Below are 15,549 nucleotides of genomic sequence, written 5' to 3'. Positions count from 1 at the left end.
CGCCTGCGCCGTGCCACTCGGTTTGGCGCCCTCCGGCGCCTCGTTGACGCGGGCATAGGACATGGTGCCGCCGCCGGCATAGCGACGCTCATGGGCGGCGACGCGCTGACCGCGGTGGAACACCTCGACGGTGCGCGCGGTGATGCGGAGGTCGACCTGCTCGCGGATCAGGGCGTGGGGCACCGAGTACAGGAAGCCGGCCGCCTCGACGTGATAGTCGAGATTGACCCGAGCCAGCCGCCACTCGGCGAAGGTGTAGTCTTCCACCGTCAAGGGACGGAGCGCCGCCCGCTCGATCGCCTCGAACAGGGCGCGCCGGGTCGTGCCGAGCCGGCGCATGAGGTGGGCGTTGATGCGCTCCACCATCACGGCGATGGCGGCGTTGCATTCGGCGAGTGAGAAGAACGTCTGTCGACGTAGCCGTCCGAGGATGTAGCTCTGGGCAAAGCGGACGCCGGCCTCGACCTTGGCCTTGTCGCGCGGCTTGCGGGGCCGGGCTGGCAGGATGCCGACGCCGTAATGGTCGGCCATCATGCCGTAGGAGCGGTTGATCTCCGGGTCGTAGAACGAGGCCTTGTGGACGGCACTCTTGAGGTTGTCCGGGACGACGAGGCGGGGGACGCCGCCGAGGAAGCGGAACAGGCGGACGTGCGCGCCGATCCAGTCGGGCAGCGTCTGCGTCCAGGTCGCCTCAGCGTAGGTCAGGCTCGACGCGCCCAGCACCGCGACAAAGATCTCGGCCTCGCGCACCACACCGGTGGCCGGATCGACGATGGCGATCCGCTTGCCGGAATAGTCGACAAAGACCTTGTCGCCGGCCGCATGGTGCTGGCGCATCACCGGGGTGAGGCGGCGCTCGAACTCGCGGTACAGGTCGCAGAACCGGGAATAGCCGTATCCCTCGGGATGAGCCTCCCGGTACTCCTCCCACAGCACCGTGAGGTTGACTCCAGGCCGGCGCATCTCTCGGACCAGCGACGGCCAATCTGGCTCGGCTAACCGTCGAAGGCCCTGCTTCACTCCGGCTCGGGCGAACAGGCGCTGTTCCAGAACCGTGTCGCCGACCTCGGGGCCGAGTGGCCAGGTCAGGCCGGCAGCGCTGGCTCGGCCGAGGTTGTCCTGCACGGTGGAGCGGGCGATCCCGAGGGTTCGTCCGATCTCACGCGCGCTCACCCCCTCATGGGCGAGCCGCAGCATCTGTCTGATCTGTCGCATGGTCAGCTCTCTCCTGGCCGGCATCCCATCCTCCTCGTGGTCGAGGACTGGGATGCCGCGGTTGCTGACCCACGGGGATGCGCCGTCGCCGATGCCGGCTACCGAGTGGCCGGCTTCATCTCGGAATGGTGGCCGACATCAAATCGGAACGCTGGCCGGCTTCGCGTCGGAATGGGTGGCCGGCTTCCGTCGGAATCCGCAACAGGATGCCCGAACGGGTGGGTGCGCTGCCTAATCCCCTCGTTCCGCCCGGATCGGTCCCGCTTCCCTTCTCAGGCCACGTCATGAGCCTGGCCGGATCGGACGCGGACATTGAGGCACGAATGCCGCATCGAAAGAGCCGCACCCGGCTGAAGCGCCTGCTGTCCCAGCAAGGTCCCGTCGCCTTCGAGGTGGCCGGGTCAGTCGCGGAGGCGGAGGCGTTCCTGCAGCAGGTTCTCGCGGGCAAGTCGCGTCAGTTCGCGAGGACCCGGGTTCCCGGCTTCGAGGTGCCGGGAAAGCGCGCGTTCTATCTTGCCGCGACCCGACGACTTGCGTGCCCCGAGACGGTCCACGTGTCCGCCCTATCGGTCGGCGACACCATCATCGCCTGCCACTGGGGCCTGGTTCTCGGAGGCCGGTTCTACCTGATCCTCACAACCTACGACGCGGACTGGAAGCGGTTCTCACCCGGGGCCCTGCACCACGAGGCCCTGATCCGCTGGTGTCACGCGCGCGGCATGGCGGCCTTCGATTTCAGCGTCGGCGACGAGGCGTACAAGGACACCTACTGCGACACCCGAATCCCCCTCCACAGGATCGAGATGGGCCTCTCACGACGAGGGCGGATCCACCTCGCCGTCGAGCGCGGGATGGCTTGGCTGAGGAGCACTTCCATTTGGGAGCTTCTTCGGCCGCTGAAGTGGGTCGTCGTGCGCGCCGTAGGCCGACACCAGGGGTGACGGAGGTCAACGGCTTGTGGACTTGTGCCGGCGATGCCATGTCGGGATCGGACCACAATCGCTCCTTCGAACGGCCGCCCTCAGGGCCGCTGGTGCGGGAAGGCGTAATCGGCCGGTAGGAGATCGAAGCGTGCCGTGCGTGCCAGTCCGAAGGCGTACTGCCGCCTGACCCGGATCGTGTAGGGCCTGAAGCCGGCCTTGCAGGTGCCCTTGAGCGAGGCAATGTTGTCCTCGTCAACGAATGCCACGACCGAGCGCGCCCCGACCTCGCCCGCGCGCTCCGCCATCATCGCCGTCACGGCCGCCATCACGCCCCTGCCGCGGTACCGAGGCGGCGTGTACGCGTTCTCCAGCATCGCCTCATCCGGCGCGAGCACCGGCAGCGCGCCGCCCCGGCGGATCGCCGCGTCGTAACCGGCCTCGGTGATCCACTGCACGTGGCAGGGCCGGCCACAGGCCTCGTCGACGGCGACGAAGCAATGGCTGACGAAGGCGCCCCTCTCGACCATGCGCAGCCTCCAGGCGAGATCGGCCCGCACGTCGGCGCCGCTTCCGGCATCGTCGTCCGGGAAGAGCCAGGTGAGGTCGTCCAGGGCGAACCGCCGCAAGCTGAAAGGTACACCCGCCGAGGGGACGGCGACGGGCGCGCATACATCGCGCCGAAGTCCGACCGAGACGCGCCTTGCGTAGATTCCTTCGCGAAGGCGCCATCTCACCTTCCGGACGAGGCCGGCGAGCCTTCCTTCGCGCAAAGCGGGGCGGTGCCGGCCGCTCTCCCCTTCGCCCTCCCGCCTGCTCATCGACCACCCCCCGGTCGCATCGCACGCCGGAGCAGGACGTTCCCGATCACGCTGTCCGGGGACAGGGCGATGGCAGCCGCGGCGATAACCGGCGACGGCAGGATACCGAGGAACGGGTATAGCGCGCCCGTCGCGGCCGGCACATCAGCAGCGTTGTGGATGAAGGCGAGGAAGCGGTTCCGCCAGATGTTACCCATCGTGGCCACAGAACTCGCAATGGTTACCGGCCGACATGCTTCCGGTGCTGGCCGAAGGCGCGGAACGACTCCTGTTGGAGGGACTGCTTCGTCAAGCATCGGCTACTGCAGCGGAGGCGGGGGCACGCCACGGTCGCGGTAGGACTTCAGATCCGGCGCGTTGTCATCCGCCGGGTGAGCCTGCAGATCCGAGATCAATGTTTTCATCTCGCCGATCTCCTTGATCTGGGCCTCGATGATCTTGTCGGCGAGGTTGCGGACGCGCGGATCCTTGATGTGGGCGCGTTCACTCGTCATGATCGCAATCGAGTGGTGGGGGATCATCGCTTTCATGTATGCGACGTCGCCGACGGTTTCCTGGCTGCGGACCAGCCACAGCCCTCCGGCGAAGGCCAGGATGCTGGCGCCGAGGATCGCTGCGTTGACCGCCCGGTTCTTGTACATCGACCACATGAAGCCAAGCATGATCGCGGCCATGGTCGCGCCCATGACGAGCGCCATCCAGGTGCGGGTCTGACTGTAGAAGACGTGCTCAAGTGCGTAGGTGTTCAGGTACATCAACCCGAACATCACCAAGGTTGAGGTGGCGATCATGGCGCCAAAGCGTCCGTAACCCATGGGGTTCTCCTTCTCCTGGGACAGCTCAGAGGCTGGTTGCGCGCAGGCGCAGGGCGTTGCCGATCACGCTCACCGATGACAGCGCCATGGCGGCGGCGGCGATGACCGGCGATAGAAGGATGCCGAGGAACGGATAGAGCACGCCCGCCGCCACAGGGACGCCGGCGGCGTTGTAGATGAAGGCGAAGAACAGGTTCTGGCGGATGTTGCCCATCGTGGCGCGCGAGAGCCTGCGCGCCCGCACGATACCCATCAGATCACCCCTCAGCAGGGTGATGCCCGCGCTCTCGATGGCGACGTCCGTACCCGTTCCCATCGCGATGCCGACATCGGCCGCGGCAAGGGCCGGAGCGTCATTGACCCCGTCGCCCGCCATCGCGACCACCTCGCCCTTCGCCTGATGGCTCTTCACGAAGGCGCTCTTGCGATCCGGCAGGACCTCGGCCTCGACCTCGTCGATACCGAGCTCGGCCGCCACCGCCCGCGCCGTGGTCGGATTGTCACCCGTCAGCATCACGACGCGGATGCCTTCCGCCCGTAGGGCAGCGAGCGCCTCCGACGTCGTGGCCTTGATCGGGTCGGCGATGGCGATCACGCCAGCCACGCGCCCGTCCAAGCCAACGAAGATCGCCGTGGCCCCGTCGCGCCGGAGCTCCTCCGCCGCGGCTTCGAGCTCGGCCGTCGCCACGCCCTCGGTGGTCAGGAAGCGTGCGTTGCCGAGCAGCACCCGCCGGCCGTCGACCGTGCCCATGGCGCCCTTGCCGGTCGGAGAATCGAAGTCGGCGACCGGCAAGGAAGGCAGGCCCCGGCTCTCGGCATGGGCGACGATGGCGAGGGCGAGCGGATGCTCGCTGCCGCGCTCGACGCTCGCCGAAAGGCGAAGGAGCTCCTCCTCCTCGAACCCAGCGGCCGGTACGATCCGGGTCACGGCCGGCTTACCTTCCGTCAGCGTACCCGTCTTGTCCACGAGGAGCGTGGTGACCTTCTCCAGGCGCTCCAGGGCCTCGGCGTTCTTGATCAGGACGCCGGCCTGCGCGCCCCGGCCAACGCCGACCATGATCGACATCGGGGTCGCCAGGCCCAGGGCGCAGGGACATGCGATAATGAGGACCGCGACCGCGGCAAGAAGGCCGTAGGTCAGGCGAGGCTCCGGTCCGAAGGCGAACCAAGCGGCGAAGGCGAGCACGGCCACGCCGATCACGGCCGGCACGAACCAGCCCGCGACCTGGTCGGCGAGGCGCTGGATCGGCGCCCTGCTGCGCTGCGCCTCGGCGACGAGCTGGACGATGCGGGCCAGCATGGTGTCGCGGCCGACCTTGCGGGCCTCGACGATCAAGGCACCGCTCTGGTTCAGGCTGCCCCCGACGACGTTCGCCCCGACCTCCTTGGTCACCGGCATCGCCTCGCCGGTGACGAGGGACTCGTCAATGGCGCTGCGGCCCTCGACCACGATGCCGTCGACCGGCACCTTCTCTCCCGGGCGGACCCGCAGGCGGTCGCCGACCTCGATGTCCTCAAGGCGGACCTCGTCATCGGTGCCGTCCGAATGGAGGCGCCGGGCCGTCTTGGGCGCGAGGTCGAGCAGTGCCCGCAGGGCGCCCCCCGTGCTCTCGCGGGCGCGCAGCTCCAGGACCTGGCCGAGGAGCACGAGCACGGTGATGACGGCCGCCGCCTCGAAATAGGCCGGCACCGCCCCGTCGTGGCCGCGCAGGGCCGCCGGGAACACCCCCGGCAGCACGGTGGCGACCACGCTGTAGGCCCAGGCCACCCCCACGCCCATGGCCACGAGGGTGAACATGTTGAGGTTGCGGCTCCTCACCGAGGCCCAGCCGCGCTCGAAGAAGGGCCACCCGGCCCAGAGCACCACCGGCGTGGCGAGGGCGAACTGGATCCAGTTGGATGTCTGCTGACCCAGGCGGTCGGTGAGGCCGGTGAGATGCCCGCCCATCTCCAGCGCGAAGACCGGCAGGGTGAGGATAAAGCCGACCCAGAACCGCCGGGTCATGTCGACGAGCTCCTCGCTCGGTCCGTCGTCCGCGCCGATCAGGGCGGGCTCAAGCCCCATGCCGCAGATCGGGCACGACCCCGGGCCGACCTGGCGAACCTCAGGGTGCATCGGGCAGGTGTAGATGGTGCCCTCGGGGACGGGCTCGGCCGGGCCCGCCGCGCTCGCCGGGTCGAGGTAGCGGACGGGGTCGGCCTCGAACTTGGTCCGGCAGCCGTTCGAGCAGAAGTAGTACGGACGGCCGCCGTGCTCGGCACGATGCTTGGCCGCATGTGGGTCCACGTCCATCCCGCAGACGGGATCCTTGACCATTCCCCCAACGTCGTTGGCAGGGACGGCGCCATGGCTGCAGCAGGAATGACCAGCGTGGGCGTGAGCCGATCCGTGGTCGTGGGCATGTCCGGACATCACCGCACCTTTCGTTTGATCTGGGCTTGCGAACCAACCTGCACCTTCCCATCATGGTAAGGTCAACAGGGGAATGCGAGTTGCCATGAACATCGGCCAGGCAGCCGAGGCCTCCGGGGTCTCGGCCAAGATGATCCGCTATTACGAGAGCATCGGGCTCGTGCCGCTGGCCGGCCGAAAGGAGAGTGGCTACCGCGATTACGGCGGCGCCGACCTGCATCGGCTGGGCTTCATTCGGCATGCCCGCGACCTCGGCTTCTCGCTGGAGCGGATCAAGGTGCTGCTCGGGCTCTGGAGCGACCCGGATCGGAGCAACGCCGATGTGAAGGCCATTGCCCAGACCCACATCCAGGAACTCGAAGGACGGGCGCGCCAGCTGCACGAGATGGCGGACGCCCTGCGCTCGCTGGCCGAAGCCTGCGACGGGGACGGCCGCCCGGATTGCCCGATCATCGCCAGCCTGGAGAACGGCTTTGGCGTGCCGGCTTGCCATCATGGGACGGATGTCGCCCCGGAGCCGCCGGCGCCTCGACGACGCCAGGGTCCGGGGCGACAGTCCCCGCACTAGACGCCAGGTCCGTTCGGCAGCCTACTGGCTGCCCTCCTTCTTGGCGTTCTTGTCGAGCCAGGACGTGAGCTCGGCGATGCTCTTCTCCTGCTCTTTGATGGATTTCTCAGCCATCTTCTTGGCTTCGGGGTTGTCACCGGACTTGAGTCCGACCCGGGCCATGTCGATGGCGCCCTGGTGATGCGGGATCATCGCGCAGATCCAGGCGACGTCGGCGTCGCCTGCCATCATGCCCTGCATCATCGGTCCGTTCATCTTCATCATGGCCTGCTGCAGGCCCTTCTGGGCCTCGGTCATCTGACCGGGCATGCTCTGCATGGCCTGAGACATGTGCCCTTGCATGTCCTTCATCATGGCCTCCTTGCCGCCTGCCGCGGCTTTGCAGGCCGCGGGCAGCTCGACGGCGGAGCCCTGCATGGATCCGTGATCGTGCTGCTGGGCGAGGGCGGGAGCAATGAACGTCCCGATACAGACAAGACTCGATAGGGCGAGGATCTTCATCTTCGATCTCCGTTTGAGTTGGAGGTGAATGCAAGGACGACGGCGCGGGCCGTCGACCAGAAAAGTGCCGAGGCCACCGACCTCGTTCAGCCAAACAGGTCCGTTTGCGAGGGCTGCGCCGGCTGCTGCGGGAAGATGAGGTAAGATCCCACGTCGCTGACGCCGTCGACGAAACCGGGCTCCTCGAAGAACATGAAGTCGCTCTGGCGAAGGTCGTCCGCCGCGACGCCATCGAGGAGCAGCGAGCCGTCGCCAGCCTCGGTGTTCCAGCTCACGAGAGCGCCGCGCCCGGTGTCGGCGACCCTGACCTGATCGGGCCGGATGTCCCTGAGGGCGATATGATCGAAGGCGCCCTGCGCGGCCCCCGTGGCCAAGAAGTCGAAAACGACATCGTCACCGCTGCCTGGCTCGACGATGAAGGCGTCCGCCCCCGCGCCCCCGGTGATGAGATCGTCGCCCTTGCCGCCCTCGATCATGTCATGGCCGCCGCCTCCATCGATCCGGTCACGGCCCTGCTCGCCGAGGATGAGGTCGGCCTGGTCGCCGCCTTCGATCCGGTCATCGCCAGCGCCGCCGTCGAGCCAGTCCGCGCCTGCGCCTCCTTCGAGGCGGTCGTTGCCGCGGTCGCCCTGCAGCACGTCGTCGCCAGCGAGGCCGACGAGACGGTCGTTGCCCGACCGGCCGAACAGATTGTCGACCGCCGCGGTCCCCGTGAGGTCATCCCGCTTCTCGCCGCCGACGCCGACGGCGAATTCGGAGACCTTGAAGTCGAACCCGTCGACCAATCCCAGGTAGCCGTCGGCGAATACGTCGAACGATGCCTGGACGGGCGTGAGTGTCGAGTCCCCGATCTCCGGCCCGTCGTTGCTGGTTGGGTTTCGCTCCGGCGCCGGACCGCTCGGAGCCACGGACCCGGGCGGAAGGTCGGGCACGTCGGTGAACATGAAATCGTCCTGCGCGAGGTTGGCCTGACGAACGCCTTCGAGCAGAACCGAGTTCGCGTAGTCACCTTCCGGGTTTTGCCAGCTGATCCGGACCCCAAGGGGATCGGTATCGTCGAAGCGCAGCTCCTCGAACCGGATGCCGGCGCGCAGGACGATGTGGTCGAACATGCCCGGACCCGCCGTGAAGTCCCTGATCACGTCGCTTCCGGTCATACGGTCGTAAGCAAAGGCGTCCGGGCCCTGGCCGCCGACGAGGATGTCATTGCCCATGCCGCCTTCGAGATCGCCGTGCCCGATCCCCTCGTCGAGGAAGTCGTCGCCCTCGCCACCGGCAAGGTCGTCGTCCTGGTCGCCGCCGAAAATTCGGTCGTCGCCGGAACCGCCTTCGAGGCGATCTTGGTCGATGCCGCCGGTCAGGACGTCCTTGCCCTCGCCGCCATACAGGATGTCGTCCTGAACGCCACCGGCGAACCGGTCGTCGCCGCCGAGACCGATGACGTGATCGCGCTGGCTAGAACCGCGTAGCGCGTCGCCGCGCGGGCCGGTCACGGTCACTTCGTAGCCGTATCGAGATCCGTCCTGGTCCTCGTAGCGATTCCGGTCGAAGTCGAAGCTGAGGCCACCGAGGCGTTCGATGTACAGGTCCGCCGCGCGCTCATCGAGCTTGAGGCCGTCGAAGGCTCTCCGATAGGATGCCGAATTGGTCATTGCTCAATCCTTCTGTTCCGAGTGAAGCCGGGCTTCGAGCGGAGCCCCACAGCCGTCAGGACGAGGTCAGGCCGCCATCTTCCGGCAGCTCTCGGCGCAGGCGCGGCACTGGGCGACGCAGTCCTGCATGTCCCCGACCCCCTCGCAGCTCTTGGCGCAGGCCTCGCACACCTCGGCGCAGGCCCTGCAGGTGTGCCTGTGCTCGGGGGCCCCGATCAGCATGAAGTGCGCGGAGGTGCGGCAGATCTCGGCACAGGCCATCATGAGCCGGAAGTGCCCAGGCTCGACGTGCTTGCCGCCGGCGGGCAGGCAGTGGTTCGAGGCCATGCCGAGGCAAGTCTGGTAGCATCGCAGACACGTGTCGATGCACGACTGCATTTCTGATGATATCTTGTCCATCGTGGCTTATCCTTTCTTAGCTTACCAGTAAAAGATAATAGTTTACCGCTCCGCGACTGCATGCTTGATTGCATACAGTCGCAGATTTACTGGTAACCCGTTGGATAAGATCTTGTTCAGATCGTTTTCGAAAAAATCGAAGACGCAGTCTACGATATCAGCAGCCGTTCTTTGCGCCGTCCTACTTGGCGTTCTTCTTCAGCCACGCTTCCATATCGGCAATCTCCTTCTCCTGGTCGGCGATGATCTGCTCCGCCATTTTCTTGGTGGCCGGGTCCTTGGCGTGCTTCAGCGCCACCTTGGACATCTCGACCGCGCCCTTGTGGTGCGGGATCATGTGCGTGCGGAAGTCGACGTCGGCGTTGCCGGTGTAGGGCACGTGCATGTCGTGCATCATCGTCATGTCGGCCGCCTTGAAGTCCTTGGTCGAGGGCGGATCCTTCGGGTCGGGCTTCATGGCGTTGATCATCTTCATCATGTCGGCGTCGTGCGTCGCGCTCGGGTCGCCGGCCATCTTGTGGTCGCCGTGGGAATGCGTGCCCTGGGCCAGCGCCGGCCCGGCAAGGGTCGCGGCCAGGAGCGCGGCGGCGAGGAGCTTGGTGGTCGTCATTTGGGGATTCCTGCTTCGAGAGTGGTCCAGGGTCAGTTGAACTTGCCGCTGGCGCTGGTGCCGTCCGGGGCCGTCAACTGCACGGCCCCTTTCGGGTTGGGCTTGATCGCGACGTCCGCCTTGCCGCTGAGCCGGCTTCCGTCGGCGGGCGTCAGGGCGACGCGCGCCGGCTTGCCGTCGACGACGAGGATCGCCGTCCCTTTGAAGCCGGCGGCCGGGACGGGCTTGGTGTCGGCATCGGTCAGGTAGACGTCGACGCTTGCGTCCTTGGCGACGAGCTCGACGTGGTACTTGCCGGCGTCCGTGACCCGGCCGCCGTTCGGTCCGGTTCCCACCACCTCATGAGCGTGAAGGGGCGTCGCGATGGCCAAGCCGGCAGCAAGCGCGAGCTTGCCTAGCATCATCATGGTCATGGTGGCGGGTTCCTTCCTATCAGCGGGCAGGCGCGGCGGTGCCGGTGGACGCAGGAGCCCGACCCCGGGCGTCATCCGAACTCCTGCCCGGCCGCGCCGCATCGCGACCGGACGTGTTCAGGTCGTGGGCCGGACCGCCCGAGGTGTTGCCGCGGGACGGGGTCGGCTGGGTCTGCTGTTCGGCGTTCGCGTTGCCCTGATCGTCGGCGAGCACGGGTGACGCCAGGCCGAGAAGGATCAGGGCGGCGGCGGCTGTCAGTGTCTTCATGGGATGTCTCCAGGTCTTCGGTCGGGTCGGCCGGAATGGCCTCGCCCGGTTGGGTTCGCTACGGGGGTTGCTCAGAACGCCTCGACGGGACGCGCCTTGGCGCCGTCCGTCGGAGTGGTCTGAACCTGGGCGGCGCGCAGGCGCTCAAGGGGTTTGCGGCCGTACCTGAGGAACAGGACGGGCGTCAGGAAGGTGTCGAGGAGGGTGGCGCTGATCAGCCCGCCGAAGATCGTCACCGCGACCGGGTGGAGGATCTCCTTGCCGGGGGTCTCGGCATCGATCAGCAGCGGCACCAGGGCGACGCCGGCCGAGAGGGCCGTCATCAGCACCGGCGTCAGCCGCTCCAGGCTTCCCCGGACCACCAATTCGCGCCCGAACGGCACGTTCTCGTGGAGGGACAGGTTGAGGTAATGGCTGATCTTCAGGATGCCGTTGCGCGCGGCGATGCCGGTCAGCGTGATGAAGCCGATCATCGAGGCGACCGACAGCGGCTGCCCCACCAGCCAGAGGGCGAGCACGCTGCCGATGAGGGCGAGCGGGACATTGCCCATGATGATGAGCGCCAGAACGCCCGAGCGGTAGCGGCTGTAGAGGATGGCGAAGACCATCGCGAGGGACAGCAGCGACAGCGCGCCGATGGTGCGGCTCGCCTCCTCCTGGGCCTGGAAGGTGCCCTCCAGGCTCGTGAAGAACCCCGGCGGCAGCTTCGCCTCGGCCACGACCCCGCGGATCGCGTCCACGATGGTCGCCATGTCGCTGTCGCCGTTGGTGTTGGCCTGGACCACCAGGCGCCGGCGCGCGTTCTCGCGCAGGATCTGGTTCGGGCCGTCGGTCTCGCGGATGTCGGCGATCTGGCGGGCCGGGACCCAACCCGACGGCGTCTCGATGAGGAGGTCGCCGAGCCCCTGCGTCGTGCGCTGGCGCTCGGACAGGCGTACGACCACGTCGAAGCGGCGGTAGCCGTCGACGACCGTCGAGACCACGCGTCCGTTCGATAGGCGGCTCAGCTGCTCGACGACAGCGGCCGGTTGGACCCCGTAGAGGGCGGCCCGGGTGTAGTCGACCCGGATCTCCAGCTGCGGGATCCGCACCTGCTTCTCGATCTGCAGGTCGGCAAGCCCGGGGATCCTGGCCATGCGCTCGCGCAGGTCGTTGGCGATGCGGCGCAACGCATCGAGGTCTTCGCCGAAGATCTTAAGGGCGAGCTCGGCCCGCACGCCCGAGAGCATGTGGTCGAGGCGGTGCGAGATCGGCTGCCCGACATTGGCCGAGACCGGCAGCATCGCCATGCGGGCGCGGATGTCGGCGGTGACCGCCTCCTTCGAGCGGCCGCCGGCCTTGAGCTCGACCTCGATCTCCGACGAGTGGACGCCCTCGGCGTGCTCGTCGAGCTCGGCCCGGCCGGTGCGGCGACCGACCGCCGAGACCTCCGGGATCTGCAGGAGCAGGCTTTCCGCGATCAGGCCGACCCGGTTGCTCTCGGACAGCGAGATCCCCGGGTTGAAGGTCATGTTGACCGTGAACGACCCCTCGTTGAACGGGGGCAGGAAGGCCCGCGGCAACTGCCAAGCCATGACGCCGGCGGCGACGACCCCGACGGCGACGCTGCCCATCAGCAGGCGCTGGTGCCGGAAGGCGACGGCAAGCAGAGCCGCGTTGCCGCGCTTGAGCGCCCGGATGAACCAGCTTTCGCGATGGTCGAGGCTCTTCAGCCCCGGCAGCAGGTAGTAGGCCATCACCGGCGTCAGGGTGACCGAGACCAGGAGGCTCGCCAGGATCGAGATGATGTAGGCCTGACCAAGCGGCGCGAAGAGCCTCCCCTCGATGCCCGACAGCGCGAACAGCGGCACGAACACCAGGACGATGATCAGCGTCGCGTAGACGATGCCGGAACGGACCTCGTTTGAGGCCGAGACGACGACGTCGAAGACCGAGTGCGGGGACCCGGCCGCCCTGTTTTCCCGTAGGCGGCGGAAGATGTTCTCTACGTCGACCACCGCGTCGTCGACGAGCTCGCCGATGGCGATGGCCAGCCCGCCCAGCGTCATGGTGTTGATGGACAAGCCGAGGAAGTGGAAGACCACGGCCGTGGTCAGGATGGAGACCGGGATCGCGGTCAGCGAGATGGCCGTGGTGCGGACGTTCAACAGGAACGCGAACAGCACGATGGCGACCACGACGATCGCCTCGACCAGGACCGTCTGCACGTTCCGGATGGAGGACTCGATGAAGTTCGCCTGGCGGAACAGGATCTGGTCGGCCTTGATGCCGTTCGGCAGCGTGGACGTGACCTCCTTCAAGGCCCGTTCGATCTCCCGCGTGAGCTTGACCGTGTCGACGTCGGGCTGCTTCTCGACCGAGACGATGACGGCCGGCTTGCCCATGTAGCCGCTGTCGCCGCGCTTCACCTTAGCGGCGAACGAGACCTCCGCCACCTGGCGCAGGTGGACCGGCGCAGCTCCTGCGGTGGCGACGACGATGCTGCGCAGGTCGTCGAGGCTCATGGTCCGGCCGATGTTCCGGATCAGGTACTCGCGGGAATATTGGTCGGTGAAGCCGCCGCCGGCGTTGGTGCCGAACTGGGCCAGGGCGCCTTCGAGTTGGGCGTTCGTCACCCCAAGCGCCCGCATCGCGGCGGGGTTCGGGCTCACCCGGAACTGGCGGACCTCGCCGCCCATCGGGATCGCCTGCGCGACGCCCGGGATGGTGAGCAGTCGCGGCCGCAGGACGAAGTCGGCGGCCTCGCGCACCTCCATGGGTGAGGCCTTGTCGCTGGTCATCGCCACCAGCAGGATCTGCCCCATGATCGAGGAGATCGGACCCATCTGCGGGGTCGTGTTGGGCGGCAGCTGCTCGCGGACCAGGGACAGGCGTTCGCCGACCTGCTGCCGGTTGCGATAGATGTCCGTGCCCCAGTCGAACTCGACGTAGACGATGGAGAGGCCGACCCCGGAGACCGACCGGACCCGGCTGACGCCAGGCAGGCCGTTCATCCGGGTCTCGATGGGATAGGTGACGAGTTGCTCGACCTCGGGAGGCGCCAGCCCTTCGGCTTCGGTCATGATGGTGACCGTCGGCTTGTTCAGGTCAGGGAAGACGTCGACCGGCAGCTTCGTGACCGTGAACGCTCCGTAGAGGATCAGCACCGCCGCGATGGCGAGGACGAGCAGGCGGTTGCGCAGCGACTGCGTGACGAGAAACGTGAACATGGCTCAGCGCACCTGATCGAGGAGTTCGGCACCGAGCGTCACGATGCGCTTGCCTGGCCCGACGCCCTCGGCGACCAGCACCCGGGTTCCGTCGAGGGGTTCGATGCGCACGGGGCGAGCCTCGAAGCGCTCTGCCGTCGTGTGTTCGTAGACGATGTCCTGCCCGTTGCTGGATCGCACGACGCTGGCGCGGGGCAAGGCGAGGCCCTTCTGCTCGACGTCGGTGGCCGCGAGCACGGTCACGAACTGCCCGACGCGCAGGCCGGAGGTGTTGCCCCGGACCGCGAACTGGACGGGGATGGCCTGGTTGCGGTCGGCGAAGCCCGAGCCCTGGTAGGTGAGCTTCAGGCTGCGTCCGTCCGCGAGGCGGGCGTTGGCGTCCTGGGCCGCCGTGAGGGCGTCGAAGCTCAGGGCCTCGACCCACAGGCGGGCCGGATCGATGATCTGGAAGATCATGGCGCCGGGGCTCGCCATCTGCCCCGACACGGCGGAGGCCTGCGCCACGATGCCGTCGACCGGGGCGATCAGGGCTTCCGGTTCGAGGCGAACCTTGTCCAGGGCGGCCCGGCGGTCGCGCAAGCCGGTCAGCTCCGACTGCGCGTCGTCGAGCTGGGTCTGGGCCACTGCCCCCGTGACCGACAGCCTCTTGAAGCGGTCGACGCGGCGCTCGACGATGCCGATCTGCTGGTCGAGCTCGCCCTGGCGCTGGCGCATGTCCGAGACGTCGATGGCTTGCACCGGCTGAGTCACATAGGCGAGTACATCGCCCTTCCTCACCGTCGTGCCGAGACGCGGGAATATGCCCGAGGGAGGCGGCGAGACGCGGCCGCCGACGGAGGACTGCACGACGCCGCTGGCGTTCGGATCGGGGATGACGCGGCCCGGCAGCTCGACCGTGCGCCGGAAGGTGGCTGCCTCCGTCATCGTCGTGCGCAGGACCAAGAGACGCTGGGTGGGCTTCGGGACGAAGACCGAACCGTCGGGAAGCCGCTGCGCGAGGTCGGTCGTGACCTGGGAGGGAGCGATCAAGGCGGCACCCTGCACGGGCGCGCCATGGTCCTCGTCCCCATGGGCGAACGCAGCCGTGCCGAGCGTCAGCGTGATGGCGATGGCGATCAGGGCGATGGCGGGAGCGTTGCGTCGGCCGCGAGCGACCACCGTCACGAGCATTCCCAGAAGGAAGGCCCCGGCCGCCGTCGCCACCAGGACAGGGTCCTTTGCGACAAGGCGGTCCTTCAGATCGACGACCGCCGTGGAGGCTGTTGCCAATACCGTCTGCGTCGAGGTTACCGCGCCGGAACCGGCCGCCGGAACGGACGCCTTCAGGTCCGGGATGGCCACCGATACCGTGAGCACGTCCACCACGTCCGCCGCGGTCACCGTTACCAGCAGGTCATGGGACCCGGGCTTCGCGATCCAGGGCGCGGGAAGTACGTAGGCGGCGTCCGCCGTCTCGGAGGCGGTGCGCTGGCCCTCGGGCGTCTCGACCTCGATGACGGCGCCGCGCACCGGCTCGTTCGTCCGGAAACGGTCGAGATAGAACGTCAGCTTCCCGTCGCGGGGGACGACGGTGAGTTCGAAGGCATCGGAGAGGGCCTCGCCCCGGGGCGAGATGGAGGCGGAGACCGGCGTCGCCGGCGCACCATGGTCGTGGCCCCCATGGGCGCGAGCGGGACCTGCCAGCGAGACGGCAGCCAGCAGCATCGCCACGAGGGCGGCCGCAAATCGAGTTGACATGGAAAGGG

General features: G+C 67.8%; 15 protein-coding genes. 2 read left to right on the top strand and 13 right to left on the bottom strand.

The window, feature by feature from the left end:
- Nucleotides 1-1,239, bottom strand: a 1,239-nt coding sequence (gene istA / locus K2Y56_RS18630; RefSeq protein WP_292510924.1) for an IS21 family transposase, incomplete at its 3' end; no start/stop codon positions are given.
- 299 nt (nt 1,240-1,538) lie between these two features.
- On the opposite strand from istA, the gene K2Y56_RS18625 reads away from it, so the two are divergent.
- Nucleotides 1,539-2,156: a GNAT family N-acetyltransferase gene (locus K2Y56_RS18625; protein ID WP_292510922.1), complete on the top strand. Its 618-nt coding sequence runs from the start codon at nt 1,539-1,541 to the stop codon at nt 2,154-2,156.
- 80 nt (nt 2,157-2,236) lie between these two features.
- Here K2Y56_RS18625 and K2Y56_RS18620 read toward each other — a convergent pair whose 3' ends face one another.
- From K2Y56_RS18620 to K2Y56_RS18605, 4 genes are all read right to left on the bottom strand, one after another.
- Complete coding sequence (locus K2Y56_RS18620) at nt 2,237-2,956, bottom strand: GNAT family N-acetyltransferase (RefSeq protein ID WP_292510920.1); 720 nt, start codon at nt 2,954-2,956, stop codon at nt 2,237-2,239.
- Entirely contained in the window at nt 2,953-3,153 is a 201-nt protein-coding gene (locus K2Y56_RS18615) for a hypothetical protein (protein WP_292510918.1), read from the bottom strand. The genes K2Y56_RS18620 and K2Y56_RS18615 overlap by 4 nt, the downstream gene beginning before the upstream one ends.
- Nucleotides 3,154-3,255: 102 nt before the next feature.
- Nucleotides 3,256-3,771 carry a DUF305 domain-containing protein gene (locus K2Y56_RS18610; protein ID WP_292510915.1) on the bottom strand — a complete coding sequence of 172 codons (516 nt, stop codon included), beginning with the start codon at nt 3,769-3,771 and terminating at the stop codon, nt 3,256-3,258.
- A gap of 25 nt (nt 3,772-3,796) precedes the next feature.
- Nucleotides 3,797-6,184, bottom strand: a complete 2,388-nt coding sequence (locus K2Y56_RS18605; protein WP_366849097.1) for a heavy metal translocating P-type ATPase — start codon at nt 6,182-6,184, stop codon at nt 3,797-3,799.
- An 85-nt stretch (nt 6,185-6,269) separates the two neighbouring features.
- On the opposite strand from K2Y56_RS18605, the gene cueR reads away from it, so the two are divergent.
- The gene (gene cueR / locus K2Y56_RS18600) at nt 6,270-6,752 is read left to right on the top strand and encodes a Cu(I)-responsive transcriptional regulator (RefSeq protein WP_292510911.1); all 483 of its coding nucleotides are present in this window, start codon (nt 6,270-6,272) and stop codon (nt 6,750-6,752) included.
- A 21-nt stretch (nt 6,753-6,773) separates the two neighbouring features.
- Here cueR and K2Y56_RS18595 read toward each other — a convergent pair whose 3' ends face one another.
- The 8 genes from K2Y56_RS18595 to K2Y56_RS18560 form a co-directional block, all read right to left on the bottom strand.
- A complete protein-coding gene (locus K2Y56_RS18595) occupies nt 6,774-7,253 on the bottom strand; it encodes a DUF305 domain-containing protein (protein ID WP_292510907.1) in 480 nt (159 codons plus the stop codon).
- 86 nt (nt 7,254-7,339) lie between these two features.
- Nucleotides 7,340-8,905 (bottom strand): calcium-binding protein, encoded by a 1,566-nt coding sequence (locus K2Y56_RS18590; protein ID WP_292510904.1) that lies wholly within the window; start codon nt 8,903-8,905, stop codon nt 7,340-7,342.
- A gap of 66 nt (nt 8,906-8,971) precedes the next feature.
- Nucleotides 8,972-9,304 (bottom strand): four-helix bundle copper-binding protein, encoded by a 333-nt coding sequence (locus K2Y56_RS18585; protein WP_292510901.1) that lies wholly within the window; start codon nt 9,302-9,304, stop codon nt 8,972-8,974.
- 181 nt (nt 9,305-9,485) lie between these two features.
- Complete coding sequence (locus K2Y56_RS18580) at nt 9,486-9,914, bottom strand: DUF305 domain-containing protein (RefSeq protein ID WP_292510897.1); 429 nt, start codon at nt 9,912-9,914, stop codon at nt 9,486-9,488.
- Between the two features lie 32 nt (nt 9,915-9,946).
- Nucleotides 9,947-10,318, bottom strand: a complete 372-nt coding sequence (locus tag K2Y56_RS18575; protein WP_292510936.1) for a hypothetical protein — start codon at nt 10,316-10,318, stop codon at nt 9,947-9,949.
- Between the two features lie 28 nt (nt 10,319-10,346).
- Entirely contained in the window at nt 10,347-10,595 is a 249-nt protein-coding gene (locus K2Y56_RS18570) for a hypothetical protein (RefSeq protein WP_292510894.1), read from the bottom strand.
- Between the two features lie 71 nt (nt 10,596-10,666).
- On the bottom strand, nt 10,667-13,804 hold the full coding sequence (locus tag K2Y56_RS18565; protein ID WP_292510891.1) for an efflux RND transporter permease subunit: 3,138 nt from the start codon (nt 13,802-13,804) through the stop codon (nt 10,667-10,669).
- 3 nt (nt 13,805-13,807) lie between these two features.
- Nucleotides 13,808-15,541, bottom strand: coding sequence for an efflux RND transporter periplasmic adaptor subunit (locus tag K2Y56_RS18560; RefSeq protein WP_292510888.1), 1,734 nt, complete (start codon nt 15,539-15,541; stop codon nt 13,808-13,810).
- Between the last annotated feature and the right edge of the window lie 8 nt (nt 15,542-15,549).

Source organism: Methylobacterium sp. (assembly GCF_019745455.1).
GTDB lineage: Bacteria > Pseudomonadota > Alphaproteobacteria > Rhizobiales > Beijerinckiaceae > Methylobacterium.
Note: the sequence above shows the minus strand (reverse complement) of the source record. Positions and strands in the feature narration are given on the sequence as shown.

What these genes read in the sequence shown, in the direction of transcription:
- K2Y56_RS18560 (WP_292510888.1), bottom strand. Translation starts at nt 15,541, where the DNA reads ATGTCAACTCGATTTGCGGCCGCCCTCGTGGCGATGCTGCTGGCTGCC.
- K2Y56_RS18620 (WP_292510920.1), bottom strand. Translation starts at nt 2,956, where the DNA reads ATGAGCAGGCGGGAGGGCGAAGGGGAGAGCGGCCGGCACCGCCCCGCT.
- K2Y56_RS18590 (WP_292510904.1), bottom strand. Translation starts at nt 8,905, where the DNA reads ATGACCAATTCGGCATCCTATCGGAGAGCCTTCGACGGCCTCAAGCTC.
- K2Y56_RS18595 (WP_292510907.1), bottom strand. Translation starts at nt 7,253, where the DNA reads ATGAAGATCCTCGCCCTATCGAGTCTTGTCTGTATCGGGACGTTCATT.
- K2Y56_RS18610 (WP_292510915.1), bottom strand. Translation starts at nt 3,771, where the DNA reads ATGGGTTACGGACGCTTTGGCGCCATGATCGCCACCTCAACCTTGGTG.
- K2Y56_RS18580 (WP_292510897.1), bottom strand. Translation starts at nt 9,914, where the DNA reads ATGACGACCACCAAGCTCCTCGCCGCCGCGCTCCTGGCCGCGACCCTT.
- K2Y56_RS18585 (WP_292510901.1), bottom strand. Translation starts at nt 9,304, where the DNA reads ATGGACAAGATATCATCAGAAATGCAGTCGTGCATCGACACGTGTCTG.
- K2Y56_RS18625 (WP_292510922.1), top strand. Translation starts at nt 1,539, where the DNA reads ATGCCGCATCGAAAGAGCCGCACCCGGCTGAAGCGCCTGCTGTCCCAG.
- K2Y56_RS18570 (WP_292510894.1), bottom strand. Translation starts at nt 10,595, where the DNA reads ATGAAGACACTGACAGCCGCCGCCGCCCTGATCCTTCTCGGCCTGGCG.
- K2Y56_RS18575 (WP_292510936.1), bottom strand. Translation starts at nt 10,318, where the DNA reads ATGATGCTAGGCAAGCTCGCGCTTGCTGCCGGCTTGGCCATCGCGACG.
- K2Y56_RS18565 (WP_292510891.1), bottom strand. Translation starts at nt 13,804, where the DNA reads ATGTTCACGTTTCTCGTCACGCAGTCGCTGCGCAACCGCCTGCTCGTC.
- cueR (WP_292510911.1), top strand. Translation starts at nt 6,270, where the DNA reads ATGAACATCGGCCAGGCAGCCGAGGCCTCCGGGGTCTCGGCCAAGATG.
- K2Y56_RS18605 (WP_366849097.1), bottom strand. Translation starts at nt 6,184, where the DNA reads ATGTCCGGACATGCCCACGACCACGGATCGGCTCACGCCCACGCTGGT.
- K2Y56_RS18615 (WP_292510918.1), bottom strand. Translation starts at nt 3,153, where the DNA reads ATGGGTAACATCTGGCGGAACCGCTTCCTCGCCTTCATCCACAACGCT.